Source organism: Candidatus Paceibacterota bacterium, assembly GCA_028718635.1.
In the GTDB taxonomy this organism is placed as follows: domain Bacteria; phylum Patescibacteriota; class Minisyncoccia; order Phycocordibacterales; family UBA9973; genus UBA9973.
This window is the reverse complement of record JAQULK010000001.1, coordinates 421,186-437,101: the sequence shown is the minus strand read 5'-3', so window position 1 is coordinate 437,101 and position 15,916 is coordinate 421,186. Positions and strand designations below refer to the sequence as shown.

The window sequence follows — 15,916 nt, the reverse complement described above, 5'->3', positions numbered from 1 at the left end:
CTAACAAAATAAATTATGGAAAATAGAAAAAGAAGTTTTTTTGAAAGATTAACTGGAAGCGTAAATAATGAAGAGGAAGAAATAACCTACAGAAAGAATTATTCGTTGAAAAACATAAAAGAAAACAACGGAGACAAAAGAAACAGCAATTGGATTGAAGAAGAAAACGAAGAGGCGGAATTGTCAGTCGACGTTTATCAAACGCCGACTGATATCGTTGTGCAAACAATGATAGCCGGAGTTAAGCCGGAAGATCTAGAATTATCAATTGCGCGAGATATTATCACCATTTCCGGTAAGCGTGAAGAAAATAGAAATATCGACGATGAAAATTATTTCACCAAAGAACTTTATTGGGGAAAGTTTTCCCGCACCATATCGCTTCCCCTAGAAGTGGAGCCAGAAGAAGTGGAAGCAACTGAGAGACATGGATTAGTCACCATTAAAATTAAAAAAGTAGACAAAGAAAAGAAAAATACCGTCAAAGTGAAATCAATCTAGGTAAACTTTTTTTGTGCCGAGGGGCGGGCTCGAACCGCCGACATCTTCCTCTTCAGGGAAGCGCTACTACCACTGAGCTACCTCGGCAATATTTAATTTGGTATTTTGTTCAAAAAGGAACCGACATTATCTAAATCACTCTTTGCTCCACTATATACGCCAATTAATTGATCAATATATGGCTGGATGAAATAATAAGCACCCAAAGCAGAACCGATAATAATAACCCAATAAATAATGCGCATTATGCGAGCAAGACGCATGGAACGCATTACAGAATGAAGCATTTTATTGTTCTCTTGTGCAAGAACAAGGGTATCTTCTAAAAGCTTTTTGGATTCAGGATCCATAGATATAATTTAACATAAAAATTCAAAAATACCAATTTAAAAAAGGTTTTCTTTTTTGTGCCCTCGGTACGAATCGAACGTGCATCTATTCCTTAGGACGGAACTGTTCTATCCATTGAACTACGAGGGCAACAGAACAATCATATAGTAGAAATAGACTAAAGTCCAAGTAATTTGGAAATTCTTGACTGATCAAAACCCACGATAATTTCATTCCCGATCACAATAACCGGCACGCCCATTTGCCCGCTTTTTTCCATCATTTCCTTTCTTTTTTCTTGATCAGTTCCTACATTATATTCTGTAAAAACTACTCCATTTGCCGTAAAAAAATCTTTTGCTATGTGGCAAAAATGACACGTATTGGTAGAATAAATTGTTACATTTTGCATAAAAATATTGTAAATTATTTGTAATAAGCTATTATAGCATAATATGCGAGTATGGTTTAGTGGTAGAATGAGTCCTTCCCAAGGATTAGACGGGGGTTCGATTCCCCCTACTCGCACCAAATTTATTTCTTTTCTCCAAGCGCCATGATTATTTTAATCACGGTATCAGGATTGAGCGACATGCTCTCTATGCCTTCATCTACGAGAAATTGAGCAAAATCAGGATAGTCTGAAGGCGCTTGACCGCAAATGCCTATGTACTTTCCTTTTTCTTTGCATTTATGGATGATTTCAGCAATAAGTTTCTTCACTGCTCCATTATTTTCATTTGCAATGTGAGTGACTATTCCAGAATCACGATCGAGCCCAAGAGTAAGCTGAGTCAGGTCGTTTGAGCCAATCGACATGCCATCAAAAATCTCCAGATAATCATCAGCCAAAAGAATATTTGAAGGAATTTCACACATGACGTACACTTTGAGTGTTTCATCTTTAGCTCGATCTAAACCATTTACTCTCATTTCTTCAATCACTTGTTTGCCTTCTTCTGGAGTTCTGCAAAATGGAATCATAGGAAGAACATTTGTAAGACCCATGTCTTCCCGCACCCGCTTCATAGCCACACACTCAAGACCAAAAGCTTCTTTAAACTTTGGATCATAATAACGAGATGCCCCGCGCCAACCTATCATAGGGTTCTCTTCATGGGGTTCATACATTTCTCCCCCAAGCAAGGTGCGATATTCATTCGTCTTAAAATCAGAAAAACGAATAATAACTTTATTTGGATAAAAAGCAGCGCCGATCTTGGCGATACCCAAAGCGAGATTGTCCACGTAGTATTGTTTTTTGTCTTTATATAAAGGCGTAAGCTCGTCAATCTTATTTAAAACTTTTTGAATTTCAGGAGTTTTCTTTTCTTTTTGTAATTTATCATAATCAATCAAAACATTTGGGTGTACCCCGATGTGAGAAGCGATTATAAATTCTAATCTCCCGAGACCAACACCCTGCGCAGGAAGATTGTAATTCTTAAATGCTTCATCGGGAGAACCAATGTTCATCATGATCTTTGTCTCTATTTGAGGTATTTTGTCTAAATGATGTTCGTTTATTTTGAATGGCAAAATTCCTTCATAAACATTGCCGACATTTCCAGAAGAACAGTCAATAGTCACTTCCTCCCCTGTCTTTAACAATGTCGTAGCATTATTAGAACCTACTATACAAGGAATCCCAAGCTCTCGTGAGACTATGGCCGCATGAGACGTGCGTCCGCCTTCGTCTGTCACAATAGCGCTAGCTATCTTCATAATAGGCTCCCAATCTGGATCCGTAATCTCTGTAACTAAAACTTCGCCTTCTTTAAAAGCATTAATGTCTTTTGCATTATCTAAAACCCTCACTTTGCCTGCACCAATCTTAGAACCTACAGCTATACCTTTCAATCTAACATTGCTAGTTTTCTCAAGTTTGTATTCTTTCAAGATTTTTCTATCTACGGCTGAAGCGACAGTCTCTGGACGAGCCTGAACTATGTAAAGCTCTCCTGTTTTTCCATCTTTTGCCCACTCAATATCCATAGGCTGATAATGTCCATGTCTTTTTGAAAAATATTTTTCTATCTCATAACACCATTTTGCAAGCTTAACTACTTCTTCATCTGTAAGGCAGAATTTTTGTTGATCATCTTTGGAAACTTTTTCTTCCTTGGTTCCATTAGAGGAATAGACAAGTTTAATATTTTTCTTGCCTATGCTTTTTGAAATAATAGGATACTTTTTTTCATTATCAAGAGCAGGTTTGAAAATTATATATTCATCAGGAATAACTTTCCCTTGCACTATAAATTCTCCCAGACCATAAATACTAGTAATTACTATTGCTTTATCAAAACCTGTTTCCGTGTCTATCGTAAAAGCTACGCCTGAAGCTGCGAGATCGGAACGTACCATACACTGAATACCCACCGAAAGCGCTACATCAAAATGTGAAAATCCTTTGTCAGCGCGATAGGATATAGCTCTATCAGTAAAAAGAGAGGCAATACATTTTTTTGTCGCTTCTAAAACATTGTTTATACCACGCACGTTTAAAAAAGTTTCTTGCTGACCGGCAAAAGATGCCCCGGGAAGATCCTCCGCAGTAGCAGAGGAACGCACAGCCACATCTGGATCCTTGCCGTATTTATTTCCTAATTCTATGTAATACTCTTTAATTACATCATTTAGGTCTTGTGGTAACTTAGCTTTTAAAATAGCTGAGCGGACTTTTTCTCCTCTCTTTTGAAGATTACGAAGGTCTTTAGTATTAAGATCTGCTAAAATTTCTTTTATTTTTTCATCTAACCCAGTATCCTTAAAAAAATGTCTATATGCATCCGCGGTAAGAGCAAATCCGTCAGGAATTTTTATACCAAGCGGTACAAGATTAGAAAACATTTCTCCCAAAGCTGCATTCTTTCCTCCCACAATTCCGACATCATCAATATTCACTTCATTGAACCATTTTATAAAACTTTGTCCTTCCTGTTCTGCCATAAAAATATTTTTTTAATTAATAATAAATATACCTCACTAAATATGAGTGTATTATAACATAAAATTAATTAGTACTATTTCTCCCCATTCATCCTCCCCCTCGTCTTCTCCCCCACTACCCCATCCACTTTTAGATTATGCGCTTTTTGGTATTGTTTGATAGCCATAGTTGTTTTTGATCCCAAGATGCCGTCTATTTTCAAGTTTAGTTTCAGATCTTGGTTTAAGAACTTCTGCAATTCTTTCACAGCCTCACCCTTGCTTCCTTTTTTGAGAACAGAGAGACCAAAGTTGTAAGCATTAACACTTCTTTCCCCTCCTTGATTCAGGAGGGGTGCTGTAGGCGGGGTGGTAATTACTGGAATTGAAATATTGTATTGATTAGCCAATTGTTGCGCTTGGGTGTAGTTGCCCATGGAGAGCAGATTGTTGATTCGACTCTGAGCACTGTTGCCTGAAGAATGCGCGGTAGGGTTAGTAATGGAAAAAGAAATAGGGTAATCGTTGCTGTTAGCATTTGAGCCGTCAGTGCAGCGGACATAGTAATTGTATGTATTGCCGTTGGAGAGACCGGAAATGGTGGTGGAATGGGATTGGGTGCCAGTTGTGGTAAAGGTATCGGTCATGGAAGCGTAAGCGGTGTCGGCAGAGGTGGAGTATTTGCAGGTGGCGTTTTCGTCGGTGGTCAAAGACATTGTTACTTGCGTTGTGCCAGCAGGTTGACTGCCGGAAGGCAAACCGGCGGAACGGATGGGGGCGGTATTATCTCCTTCTTCCACGTCAAAGGTGTGTTCGGAATATGAACCAGTATAGGTAAAAGATATTTTACCTTCCGCGTTGGAAAGACAGAGGCCGTTTGAACAGTTATCGCCGGTAATGTTGTTTCCCAGAACGGAATCCACGGACACATTGTAGTATTTGTTGGGTTCCAGGTCTCCGATGGTATGGAGGGTGTTGGTAATGGTGCTGGTAGTGTTTTCCGTCCAGGTTTTGTGATAAGTTCCGGAGTTGTCCCAGGTGGAAACTGCTATGTCCAGCCACTTGGTTTTATCCGAGTCGGGAATGGTAATTGAGAGATCAGCCGTGGTTTCCGTGGTGGTGGCGGTTTTGTTTCTGAACTTTTCGTCTCCGTACATTCTGACACTGGTGGAAGTGTTTACTGCATCCGTGCCCATGGTATATGGCGGCTGGTATTCATAAGCGCCGATGTCGGGCGTACCGTAGATGGAATTGCCGGCGTAGTCGGTGGTTAATGAGACATCGGTGCCAGAGTCGATGGCGGGGGAAGTGGGGAGAAGGGAAAAGTTATAAATACTGGAATTAAAAAATTTTGGATCCTGTATAATTGAATAAGCACCGGCAGAAATACCAACATAATTAGAAGTTAATACTCCATAAATAATATCATGGTCATTGGATATTGTTCCTCCAGTTTTTATAAGGCCACGATTGAAACCATCTATTATATTGTTTTGCATATCAACGGTCCCTTCAACGCTTACTGCATCACCAGTCTGACTTCCACTGTAAATAATATTATTATATAATTTATGATTTCCAGTATTTTGTAATAAAACAAGCGGCAAGGTGCCATTGGTTGCATGATAAAAAAGATCATAATACATTTCAACAGCGGAGCTATTAACGTGAGCAATCGCAGTTTTTAAATTATTTTTGCTGATTGAATACCTGATTATTCCAGAAGAAGTCTCATGGAAACTGAATCCGTCTCCATCTGATCCTATCCCGTCTGTTCCGTTAGTATCCGCCGTACAATAATCAAAAATAACACCAATCCAAGTGTTATGGACACCAAATCCATCCCCTCCGTTGTTGGCTGATGTTACCCTGGTAAGGATAACTGTACTGCCGGTCCCTTGTAGTAAAAATCCATTTTTATCAGATCCGATCCCATTACGGGACATGGTGGTATCTGTTATCGTAAAATTACTCCCGTTCGCAGTGCCATCGGTGAAAAAACCTTCTGATGTGTTGTCGTCGAAATGGCTATTGGATATGGACAATGTGTTAACAGTAACCCCGGCAAATCCATAAATACCATATGTATTATTACTGGCATTTAGATTTGAAATTGTTAGATTTGAAATTGTATTGTTATAGAGATGGATAGCCTTTGCAGAAGAAGATATACTTCCATTATTTATTGTTATGTGGTCATTTCCATTGAGAAAAAAGTATCCTTGGAATGTTGCATTTCTAACATCCAAATTATTAAACGTAACATAATTTATTCCACGAAGATCGATACCGCTATTATTTCCAGTAGCGTCGATTATAGGTTTATTTCCACTTCCATAGGAATCAAATGTTAATATATTTCCTACCGTTCCCGTTACCTTAACATACAAATAGCCAAAGAAAGTCTCCCCTGCTTTAAATAAAACACTATCACCAGCATGAATAGAAGCGGCATTCAGCGCGGCATTTACTTTAGTTAGTGTTTTCCATGGACCTTCACTTGCTCCATCATTTATAGTTGTGGTTATACCATTATATGTATCCTTTCCAAGAGTCGCATCCACATAATACGTCGCCGCGCTTGCTTCGTTTGCCAAAACAAAAAAGCTTCCCAGAAATATCGAGAAGAAAAAAATGAAACGGAAAAGTTTTATTATTTTGGCAAACGCATTAGATCCTGAAACAAGTTCAGGATGACAAAATTGGCGAGCGTCATTCACTCTCTCTCTCTCTCTCTCGATTCGTGGTTAAAATTGTCGTCATATAAAATTTTTAATTTATTGCTTAATCAATTCTTCTTTTAACGGTGGTAAATCAATAATAATTGTATTCCAAACCACATCTAAATTAATATCAAAATAATTATGAATAGCTTTATCTCTAAATCCAGCTATTTCTTTCCATGGCAAATTTATTTTTAATTTTAAATCATTAGAAATTTTTTTTGAAATTTCTCCAATTAATGTGAGTTGCATAATCACTCCACTTTGAACTAAAGAATTTGTTAGAAAATTTTCTTTATCAATTCCATTTACAAATAACTCAATTTTTTTAATCGAATCAAGAATTTGATCTATGTAAACTTTATTATTCTTCATAGATGGTTTTTAGATCTGGTAAAATGTAAGGTTCTAAAAATTTATTTACACCACCTTCAGCTAATAGATCAACTTTTCGTCCTAGTATTTCTTCCATCTTTATCACTAATCCCGAAAAGCCCACTAAACCCATTGGCTTACCTAATTTTACAAGCACGTCAACATCACTTTCTGGGGTATCTTCTCCCCTGGACACGGATCCAAAAATTGCAGCATGTTTGACACCATATTGCTTAAATATTGGGGATAATTTATTTTGTAAATCTTTAATACTCATAGAATATATAATATCATAATTTACAAATTTGTTGAAATTTTAATCAATCTATTGTATTTTACCATTCTTTCTGGTTTTGTGGGGGCACCGGCTTTCAATCCGAAACAACCAAATGCATAAGCCAGATCCGCGATAAAACTATCCTCTGTTTCTCCACTTCGATGGCTTACAATAAGCTCTATGTCATTTTCTCGAGCTAATTTCATGGTTTCTAGCGTTTCAGAAAGCGTACCTATTTGATTTGGTTTTATAATCATTGCATTGATGCTTTTATTTTCAATCGCTTTTTTAAGAAGTAAAACATTTGTCACCGTTAAATCATCTCCCACTACATAAAGACCATCATTTTGTTCTTTTAATTTTGCAAAACTTTCAAAATCTTCTTCATTAAAAGGATCTTCAATGGAAAGTAAATTAAATTCTTTTATAAGAGAAATATAGATCCCCAGCAATTCTTCTTTTGATACATCTCTGCCATCAATTTTATAAAAATAATTTTTATAAAAAGAAGAAGAAGCAACGTCTAAAGCCAGTCTCACTTTTCCCTCTAAATCATTTTGTTTTATCGCTTCTCTCAAATAAAAAAGTGGTTTTCTGATGTCTGAAATTTGCGGAGCAAAACCTCCCTCATCCCCCATGATCACAGATTCTTCTCCCAAATCCTTCAAGATTATTTCCTTTAATGTGTTATCTACACTTATTCCAATTTCTATGGCTTCCTTGATATTTTCTGTATCAGGGACAATATGATATTCCTGAAAAGCAAGCCCATCTTTCGCGTGTTTCCCACCATTAATTAAATTCATATATAAAAATGGTATTTTACGAGAAGGTTTGATTTCCGCTAGAGTGCGTAAGTGTTCATAAACTTCTACTCCAGAGACTTTCGCTGCCACTTTGGCGCAAGCAATGGAAACCCCAATCATAGAATTTCCACCCAGCCTGTCTTTGTTGGTAGTACCGTCCAATTCAAGCATCCTTTTATCTATTTCATTCTGATTTAAGACGTTCAATCCAATTAATGCTGGAGCAATTACACTGTCTACCTCTTTTATAGCATTCTGTACACCCCTACCATCCAGGTCACGCAATTCATGAGCTTCATGAATGCCTGTTGAAGCTCCGGACGGGTCAGAAAAATCATCTTCAACATTGCCGACAAACACCTTAACCTTTAGAGTTGGATTCCCTCTCGAATCTTTTATTTCTTCTGCTGTGATTTTTGTAATTTTAGTTTCCATAACACCTTTATATTTTAACATATTTACTGCTTGTGGATAATTATTGACTTTTTGTTTAAGATCTTGTTATAATGTAAGCATCCTTACGAAAAAGACCCTTGTGTGGTTCGTCCACACCGGGGGCTTTTTCTTTTTATATATCTTTTTTAAGAATATTCTTCTGATCAGTAAGATAAGATATTTTCACTCCGGTTCTTTTTAATAAAATAGAACATTTTTTTGTTTCATATGGCGATAAAATAAATCCGATTTTATTTTTTTCTTTTAAAAATTTTACTAAAGGAGCATAATCACCATCGCTAGTCACTAAAATTGCCTTTTCAAATCTGTTTTCATATGCACTTTTCATAGCATGGACAACAATATCTGCGTCGCAATTACCTTTTGCTTTTCCATCACCGTCAAAAATTACTTCTTTAAAAACTAAAGTGTAACCTTGTTCCTGCAGTCTTGTATAAAGATCTTTATACTTTGGAATTAATCCCAAAAATAAATACGCCTGTTGAACACCATATTTTTCTTTCAACCAAATTCTAAAACGTCCGTAGTCAAAATCCCAATCTAGGTTTTCCACTCCTTTGTGTAAGTTTGCCCCATCTATATACGCAACGTTGTTTTCTTTTTCTTTCATTTTTATTTTTTTTTCAATAAAATCATCAGATCCGAAACATTTGCCCCAGTCGGACCGGTAATAATCATATCGCCAGTCTTTTGGAAAAAATTATAAGAGTCAAATCTTTCCAGATAATCATCAATTGATAAGCTAAGCTTCTCAGCTTTTTCTAGCGTGTTTTTGTCCACCACCGCTCCAGCCACATCGCTATTGTCCATACCGTCACTTGCAAACGATATAAAAACAAAATCACTGTAATTTTCTTTTGTATTTTTTTTATTTATCATTTCATTTTTTATTACTTCTAATCCCATATGCAAATTTCTCCCGCCCTTTCCTCCTTTTTTTGTTATTACAATCTCTGGTTCACCCGCAACAAGCACTACTGTGTTTTCTTCTTTGGCAGAAAATATTTTTTGAGTGGCTTTTTCTTCTTCGTCGTATAAATTAGTCGAAACAATATTTGTTTTAAAATTAAGCTCCTCCGCTTTTTTCGCCATCGCTTCTACGGCAATCTTATTTGAAACCAAAACGAAATTATGAACTTTCTCAAAATATTTATCTTCTTTAGGTGTTTCAATCAGATCAAATTCCCCTAAATTACTTTCTTTAATGATTTTCTTTGCATCGCTTACAGTCGTTTCATCTTTACAAGTCGGACCGGAAGCGACATTTTCAAAATCATCCCCGGGAATATCCGAAAAAATAAGCCCGACAATCGTCGCAGGATAAGCTAATTTTGCCAAACCTCCGCCTTTGAGAAGCGATAAATGCTTTCTGATCGTATTTATTTCAATTATTGTTTTGCCTGATCCTAAAAATGCATCATAAAGTTTTGCTCCCATGGCGCTCTCGGTCTCCGGATAGCACAAAAGAGCCGAACCTCCGCCAGAAACCAAAACGATGATTAAATCATCAATAGTGGAGTCTTTTACTATTTCATATATTCTTTTTCCGGCTAAAACATTTACCTCGCTCGGTTTGGGATGAGTTCCTTCAAAAGTTTCTATATGCACAGTGTTCGCTTTGCAAAGCCCGATGACTGCGCCTTCTTTAATTCTAGAACCTAGAATTTCTTCTAATACTAAAGCACCCTCGCAAGAGGACTTGCCAAAACCGACAACTTTTATATTTTTAAATTTCGTTAAGTCAAAACTCTCGCCGTTTATAGTTAAAATATTATTTTCAAGTTTTATTTTATTTCGAATTACTTCTTGTGTATTTATAGCGTCGAGCCCAGCTTCCATGATTTCCATCGCATTCTTCCTGTTTTCAGTCGTAGCTAACTGATCAAAATTTTTTATCCAATGCTTAGTCATAATATTATTTTACAAGATTCTTTGGCTGATTTTGAATGAATCCTTCGATGTTTTCTATGGTTGTTTTGGTAATTTCTCTTACGGCTTCTTTAGAATAAAAAGCAATGTGTGGAGTGACTATGACTTGTGGCATATCAATCAAGACTTGATCCTCGACTACTATTTTATAGTCTATTTTTTCAGTGGTATTAAAACCGATAATCTCTTTTTTGATCTTCAAATCCCTTTCCCCTTCCAAAACATCCAGCCCAGCGCCTGCGATAATCCCTTCATTTATTCCCCAAATTAAGGCCTCTGTGTCTACCAAGGCTCCCCTCGCGGTGTTTATGACCAATATTCCTTTTTTCATTTTGGAAATATTCTCTTTATTTATTAAGTGATGATTTTCTTTAGTGTAAGGAGTGTGAATGGTCACAATGTCAGACTCTCCCAAGACTTCTAATAAACTCTTATACGTAAAATTATTTTCCTTGGCAAAAGCTAAATCTGGGAACAAATCGTAAGCGACAATATTCATTCCGAAACCCTTCCCTATCTTTATGGAATTTTTACCAATTTTCCCCGTGCCGATGACTCCCAAGGTCTTGCCATCTAGATCGAAACCCTGTAAAGAAGAGTAAAAATTGAAGTCCATTGAATCCCGCAGATGATTGTTTGCATTTATTATCTTTCGGGAGAGATTCAATATCAAAGAGAAAGCGAATTCAGCCACAGTGTGAGAACCGTAAGAAGGAACGTTGGAAACCAAGATACCTTTGGTGGCACAATACTCGAGATCTGTGTGTTCGAAGCCTGTGGAGCGAGTAGTGATAAATTTTAAATTCGGCAATAATTCGATAACACTTTTACTAATAATTGAATTAATAAAAACGGAAAGAATCTCCGCGTCTTTTGCTTTTTCCGCGTTATGCTCAGTTAATTTTTCCTCAAAAAAAGAAACCTCCGCTCCGCTAAAAGCTTGGGAGAAAAAGGATTGTTCTTCTTTAGGCACCTCAAAAAATGCTATTTTCATAATCTATATTATATCATAGATATTATCTAAACAAATTGGTAAAAAAGGACCAAAAACCCGAAGACGCCGGTTTGGAAGCTGCAGGCGGGTTTTTGTCTTCTATCACCACCGTCACGTCTTCCCCTTCTTTTGCTAAGCCCAAATTTTCCCTAAAGAACTTTTCCTTGCCTTCCGGCGTATTTAAACTACTTATTTCAGAAGAAATATCTTGTTTTTGTTTTTCCAGCAAAGCAATTTTGTCTTCGACTATTCTTTTATTTTTTACGGTCTCTTGCATTTTATTCCAGAAAACAAAAACATTCCATGAAAAAAATAAAATTACAATGCAAAAAAGTATCAAAAATGGTTTTGATTGGACTATATTTCTCCAGCCTCTTTTTTCTTGAAAATTTCTCATCCCGTTTAGAAGCAGGTCGCGGTCTGTATACCGATACTATGCTCAATTATGTGATTAAATTTCATATTTATTTTGACAACATTATTTTATTATATTAAACTGCGACCGCGGCTTCTAACGGGACTCATAATATGCTATCCTTATTGTATGCTTTTTAATAAAAAACATCAAAAGAAAATACAAATAGTTTGGGCAGTAGTAAGTATACTGATTATCATCAGCATGATCCTGCTCTACTCGCCGATTTTTAGGTAGGTAATTTTAAATGCGAAACTCGTCGCAGGCATAGTTTTATGGAAGCATTGCGCAGGCGGGTAGCCGAGCATAGCAAAAAATCAGCAGATTTTTATGTGTGCTGACAGAAAACTTGTGCCAAGAAAGAGTTTCGCATTTCATTACTTTTCCCCCGTTCGCATCATTTTCAAAAACACATCTTGCGGAATGTTCACTCGTCCCCTTTCCTTCATCTTCTTTTTGCCTTTCTTTTGTTTCTCTCGAAGTTTCATTTTTCGCGTAATATCGCCTCCATACATATGCTGAGTCACATCCTTTTTCATGCCGAATTTCGTGCGGGAAGAAATAATCCGTCCAAGCGCTCGGCCTTGAATTTTCAAAGTAAACATTTGTCTCGGCAATAAATTATCTAATTTTAAGACGGCATTTTCTGCTTCAACTTCAGCTCTCTTTTTAGCCACCACCCGAGAAAAAGCTGGCACCACTTCGTCTGCTACTAGTAGATCAAGCCTAGTGACATTTGCCTCCCGCAATTCCCCAATGGAATAAGAAATTGAAGCATAACCAGAAGAAATACTTTTTAATTCATCGAAAAAATTCCGCATAAGCTCTCGTAAGGGCATTTTCACGGAGATAGTAGAGCGATTGTCTCCAAAATTCTCTGTATCACCTACTTCTCCCTCATGGTCAAAAAGAAGTTGGATAACACTGCCGACATATTGGACTGGAGTAATAATCTTCAAACTTACCCAAGGCTCGAAAACCTTCTCGATTAGGCCATCGTCCGGAAAATGAAACGGGGAATAAACTTTTTCTCTTTTTCCATTTTTTAACAAAACTTCATAAGTGATGGAAGGCGTAGTGATGACTAATTCCAAATTAAATTCGCGTTTTAGTCTCTCAGTGATAATTTCCAAATGAAGCATTCCTAAGAATCCGCATCTGAATCCCCTGCCCAAGGACCCAGAAGATTCTTCTTCGTAGGAAAACGCTGAATCAGAAAGTTTTAATTTTCCTAAAGCAAGTTTTAATTCTGCAAAATCATCCGCATCTTCTGGAAAAACGCTCGCCCACACTACGGGCAATGGTTGCATATATCCCTCAAATGCAGGCAAAGGATTTTTAAACATCGTAATAGTATCTCCAACGGATGCTATGCCGGGCTTCTTTATGCCAGTGACGATATAACCCGTGTCCCCAGGAGAAAGAAAATCGCGCGGGGTTTCTTCTGGAGAAAAAGTTCCGACTTCAAGAGCGGTAAATTTCTCGCCAGAAACTGCAAAAACCAAACTGTCGCCCTTTGCGACTTTTCCATCAAAGACGCGCACAAAAACTATCACCCCTCTATGATTTGAATATTTAAAATCAAAAACTAAGGCGCGCAGGATTTCGGACGTTGGACGTCCGGAATCCAGACGTCCAACGTCCGAAATGGTTTCTTTTGGTTCTGGTACTCGTTTTATTACTTCCTTAAGAAGATTTTCAACTCCTTCTCCTGTGCGTCCAGAAACTAATAAAATTTCATCCGGATCGCAATTTAAAAGATCCACTACTTCATCTTTTACCTCCGAAACTCTGGATAAAGGCGAATCAATCTTAGAGAGTACTGGGATTATTTTAAGACCTCCCTCTCGCGCCATAGCGAGAGTGGTAAGCGTTTGCGCTTGCACCCCTTGAGTTGAGTCAATAAGCAAAATAGAACCCTCTACCGCCTTTAATGCTCGAGAAACTTCATAAGAAAAATCTATATGACCGGGCGTATCAATAAGATTTAAAATATACACCCCTTCCCCCGCCTTCTCCAAAAGAGAAGGTGCCCCTCCCTTTTGGGGAGGGGTTTGGGGAGGGGTGTATTCCATTCGAACGGGTTGCATTTTTATAGTAATTCCTCTTTCGCGCTCCAGTTCCATAGAGTCTAAAAACTGGTTGCGCATTTTCCGTGTTTCTATTGTATGCGTAATTTCAAGCATTCTATCCGCTAAAGTACTTTTACCGTGGTCAATGTGCGCTATTATGCTAAAGTTTCTAATGTGTTTTAAATCCATCCCGTTTAGAAGCAGATCGCGATCAACTCGCGTATCTGATGTTTAATATTATTAATTTTTATAATTTCTAATTTCATGTTTTTGTTTGTTTTTAAATTGCGATCGCGGCTTCTAACGGGATTAATCTAAAAATCCTCCCGCTTGAAGATCCCATAATTTTTTATAATATCCATCTTTTTTATTTATCAGTTCGCTGTGGATTCCGTCTTCGACAATTTTTCCTTTTTCTAATACGATTATTCTATCCATCTGCCTAATAGTGGAAAGTCGATGAGCGATAACAATAGTAGTTTTCCCGGCAATAAGTTTAGTAAGGGCATCTTGGATCAAAGATTCAGAATGGGAATCAAGCGAAGAAGTAGCTTCATCTAAAATAAGAATCGGCGCATTTTTGATAATGGCGCGGGCGATAGCCACCCTCTGACGCTCCCCACCCGAGAGTTTTATTCCCCGTTCTCCCACGTATGTCTCATAGCGAAATGGCAAAGAATCAATAAACTCATCACAATGCGCGAGCTTGGCTGCTCTCATGACTTCTTCGTCTGTGGCGTTTCTTTTACCATAACGAATATTTTCCATCAAGGTACGATGAAAAAGAACAGGGTCTTGCGGAACAAAAGCTATTTGCTCTCGAAGATTTTCTTGGGAAATTTTACTGATATCAATTCCATCAATAGTAATCTTCCCTGAAGGAATATTAAACAACCTCATCAATAAGCGAACCAAGGTCGTCTTGCCGGCGCCAGACGAACCGACCAATGCAATCTTTTGTCCTGGTGGTATGGTTAAAGAAAAATTATCTAATACTTTATTTTTATTATTTTTATATGTGTAAGTAACATTATTAAAAACAACTTCTCCTTTAATATTTTCCGCGACTTTTTCTACATTATCACTTATTTCATACGGCGAATCTAAAACTATAGCCATTTCTTGAGCATCAGCAAAGCTGTTATAAAAAGTACGCACAATACCGCCAAAACTCCATAAACTATCAATCAAACGAACTAGATAACTTTGAAGTAATACCATAAAGGGTAAAGTAACGAGAGATAGTCTCCAATCATTAATTGCTACCCAAAAAATAATAAATTGAACGATGACCGAATAAAAACTTTGAATGGCATTAAGTCCCTCCCATAAATACCAATTAAAGACTGTCGCTTTCCGTTGTTTTTGAATTATTTTTCTTGTTCGATTTTCCTCATACTTATGACCAGTAAAAATCTGGATTGAGGAATGATTGCCAATGGCATCAGCAAAAACTCCTGTGGTTCTGGTGTCAGCCAAAGCTGAGATCACATCATATTTAATTTTAAATCGAATATAAAAAAAGGCAGTTAATAAAAAAACTAAACAGAATATTCCTAAAATATATGCATATTTCGGAATCAAAGAATAAACAGCAATGAATACGCCGATACTGCGGACAAAAAGCGGTAAAGCATCGGCAGCCATTCTGTCTGTTAATTTTTCAAAAGCATTAGCATATTTATTTATTTTCCTGGTTAATGAACCTGAAAAATTATTTGCAAAAAAAGAATGGGAATGACCGATCATATAAGAAAAAGCCTGTTCTCGGAGGCCGGCCATCACTCCTGATTCGAAATATGATAGGAAAAATCCAGAAGTCCTGCGAAGCACCCAGCCAATTAGTCCCAATATTAATATCAGAATAATAATCGATTTAGCAGTCGAAACGACGGCAAAATTATTGGTATTAAGAATATCCCAAAGTTTTAAAAATTGGAGCGGTATATAGATATCGAGAGCAGAAAAAAGTGTTGTGGAGACAAGAACGCAAAAAAAGGAGAATTTAAAATTCTTAATTACCTGCCAATAATATTTGAGCACCAACCCAACATCTAAATTTGAAAAATCTTTTTCCATATAAAAAGAGGACAATTTTTGCCCTATT

14 protein-coding genes and 3 tRNA genes are annotated in these 15,916 nt (G+C 37.1%); 2 read left to right on the top strand and 15 right to left on the bottom strand.

The window, feature by feature from the left end; translation table 11 throughout:
- Nucleotides 1-15 precede the first annotated feature (15 nt).
- On the top strand, nucleotides 16-501 hold the full coding sequence (locus tag PHT16_02355; protein MDD5721265.1) for an Hsp20 family protein: 486 nt from the start codon (nucleotides 16-18) through the stop codon (nucleotides 499-501).
- A 14-nt stretch (nucleotides 502-515) separates the two neighbouring features.
- On the opposite strand, the gene PHT16_02350 is transcribed toward PHT16_02355, so the two are convergent.
- From PHT16_02350 to PHT16_02335, 4 genes are all read right to left on the bottom strand, one after another.
- Nucleotides 516-588 (bottom strand) — tRNA-Phe (locus PHT16_02350).
- Between the two features lie 5 nt (nucleotides 589-593).
- On the bottom strand, nucleotides 594-851 hold the full coding sequence (locus PHT16_02345) for a hypothetical protein (GenBank protein MDD5721264.1): 258 nt from the start codon (nucleotides 849-851) through the stop codon (nucleotides 594-596).
- A gap of 58 nt (nucleotides 852-909) precedes the next feature.
- Nucleotides 910-981 (bottom strand) — tRNA-Arg (locus tag PHT16_02340).
- A 28-nt stretch (nucleotides 982-1,009) separates the two neighbouring features.
- A complete protein-coding gene (locus PHT16_02335) occupies nucleotides 1,010-1,243 on the bottom strand; it encodes a glutaredoxin domain-containing protein (GenBank protein MDD5721263.1) in 234 nt (77 codons plus the stop codon).
- Nucleotides 1,244-1,288: 45 nt separating this feature from the next.
- On the opposite strand from PHT16_02335, the gene PHT16_02330 reads away from it, so the two are divergent.
- Nucleotides 1,289-1,362: transfer RNA gene (locus PHT16_02330), tRNA-Gly, on the top strand.
- A gap of 3 nt (nucleotides 1,363-1,365) precedes the next feature.
- On the opposite strand, the gene ppsA is transcribed toward PHT16_02330, so the two are convergent.
- From ppsA to PHT16_02275, 11 genes are all read right to left on the bottom strand, one after another.
- Nucleotides 1,366-3,783 (bottom strand): phosphoenolpyruvate synthase, encoded by a 2,418-nt coding sequence (ppsA, locus tag PHT16_02325; protein ID MDD5721262.1) that lies wholly within the window; start codon nucleotides 3,781-3,783, stop codon nucleotides 1,366-1,368.
- 74 nt (nucleotides 3,784-3,857) lie between these two features.
- Nucleotides 3,858-6,482 carry a peptidoglycan-binding protein gene (locus tag PHT16_02320; GenBank protein MDD5721261.1) on the bottom strand — a complete coding sequence of 875 codons (2,625 nt, stop codon included), beginning with the start codon at nucleotides 6,480-6,482 and terminating at the stop codon, nucleotides 3,858-3,860.
- 57 nt (nucleotides 6,483-6,539) lie between these two features.
- Nucleotides 6,540-6,860, bottom strand: a complete 321-nt coding sequence (locus PHT16_02315; protein ID MDD5721260.1) for a DUF86 domain-containing protein — start codon at nucleotides 6,858-6,860, stop codon at nucleotides 6,540-6,542.
- Nucleotides 6,850-7,137, bottom strand: coding sequence for a nucleotidyltransferase domain-containing protein (locus PHT16_02310; GenBank protein MDD5721259.1), 288 nt, complete (start codon nucleotides 7,135-7,137; stop codon nucleotides 6,850-6,852). Before PHT16_02310 ends, PHT16_02315 begins: the two co-directional genes overlap by 11 nt.
- A gap of 20 nt (nucleotides 7,138-7,157) precedes the next feature.
- A complete protein-coding gene (eno, locus tag PHT16_02305; protein MDD5721258.1) occupies nucleotides 7,158-8,378 on the bottom strand; it encodes a phosphopyruvate hydratase in 1,221 nt (406 codons plus the stop codon).
- A 133-nt stretch (nucleotides 8,379-8,511) separates the two neighbouring features.
- Nucleotides 8,512-9,009 (bottom strand): NYN domain-containing protein, encoded by a 498-nt coding sequence (locus PHT16_02300; protein MDD5721257.1) that lies wholly within the window; start codon nucleotides 9,007-9,009, stop codon nucleotides 8,512-8,514.
- Nucleotides 9,010-9,011: 2 nt separating this feature from the next.
- Entirely contained in the window at nucleotides 9,012-10,310 is a 1,299-nt protein-coding gene (locus PHT16_02295) for a DUF4147 domain-containing protein (GenBank protein MDD5721256.1), read from the bottom strand.
- Nucleotides 10,311-10,314: 4 nt separating this feature from the next.
- Nucleotides 10,315-11,322, bottom strand: a complete 1,008-nt coding sequence (locus PHT16_02290; protein MDD5721255.1) for an NAD(P)-dependent oxidoreductase — start codon at nucleotides 11,320-11,322, stop codon at nucleotides 10,315-10,317.
- 22 nt (nucleotides 11,323-11,344) lie between these two features.
- On the bottom strand, nucleotides 11,345-11,719 hold the full coding sequence (locus PHT16_02285) for a septum formation initiator family protein (protein ID MDD5721254.1): 375 nt from the start codon (nucleotides 11,717-11,719) through the stop codon (nucleotides 11,345-11,347).
- Between the two features lie 395 nt (nucleotides 11,720-12,114).
- Nucleotides 12,115-13,998: a translation elongation factor 4 gene (gene lepA / locus PHT16_02280; protein MDD5721253.1), complete on the bottom strand. Its 1,884-nt coding sequence runs from the start codon at nucleotides 13,996-13,998 to the stop codon at nucleotides 12,115-12,117.
- Between the two features lie 120 nt (nucleotides 13,999-14,118).
- Entirely contained in the window at nucleotides 14,119-15,888 is a 1,770-nt protein-coding gene (locus PHT16_02275) for an ABC transporter ATP-binding protein (GenBank protein ID MDD5721252.1), read from the bottom strand.
- Nucleotides 15,889-15,916 lie beyond the last annotated feature (28 nt).

Bases quoted from the DNA above. Each gene is read 5' to 3' on its own strand.
- ppsA (MDD5721262.1), bottom strand. From the start codon at position 3,783: ATGGCAGAACAGGAAGGACAAAGTTTTATAAAATGGTTCAATGAAGTG.
- PHT16_02345 (MDD5721264.1), bottom strand. From the start codon at position 851: ATGGATCCTGAATCCAAAAAGCTTTTAGAAGATACCCTTGTTCTTGCA.
- PHT16_02290 (MDD5721255.1), bottom strand. From the start codon at position 11,322: ATGAAAATAGCATTTTTTGAGGTGCCTAAAGAAGAACAATCCTTTTTC.
- PHT16_02285 (MDD5721254.1), bottom strand. From the start codon at position 11,719: ATGAGAAATTTTCAAGAAAAAAGAGGCTGGAGAAATATAGTCCAATCA.
- PHT16_02315 (MDD5721260.1), bottom strand. From the start codon at position 6,860: ATGAAGAATAATAAAGTTTACATAGATCAAATTCTTGATTCGATTAAA.
- PHT16_02355 (MDD5721265.1), top strand. From the start codon at position 16: ATGGAAAATAGAAAAAGAAGTTTTTTTGAAAGATTAACTGGAAGCGTA.
- PHT16_02310 (MDD5721259.1), bottom strand. From the start codon at position 7,137: ATGAGTATTAAAGATTTACAAAATAAATTATCCCCAATATTTAAGCAA.
- PHT16_02335 (MDD5721263.1), bottom strand. From the start codon at position 1,243: ATGCAAAATGTAACAATTTATTCTACCAATACGTGTCATTTTTGCCAC.
- PHT16_02295 (MDD5721256.1), bottom strand. From the start codon at position 10,310: ATGACTAAGCATTGGATAAAAAATTTTGATCAGTTAGCTACGACTGAA.
- lepA (MDD5721253.1), bottom strand. From the start codon at position 13,998: ATGGATTTAAAACACATTAGAAACTTTAGCATAATAGCGCACATTGAC.
- PHT16_02300 (MDD5721257.1), bottom strand. From the start codon at position 9,009: ATGAAAGAAAAAGAAAACAACGTTGCGTATATAGATGGGGCAAACTTA.
- eno (MDD5721258.1), bottom strand. From the start codon at position 8,378: ATGGAAACTAAAATTACAAAAATCACAGCAGAAGAAATAAAAGATTCG.
- PHT16_02275 (MDD5721252.1), bottom strand. From the start codon at position 15,888: ATGGAAAAAGATTTTTCAAATTTAGATGTTGGGTTGGTGCTCAAATAT.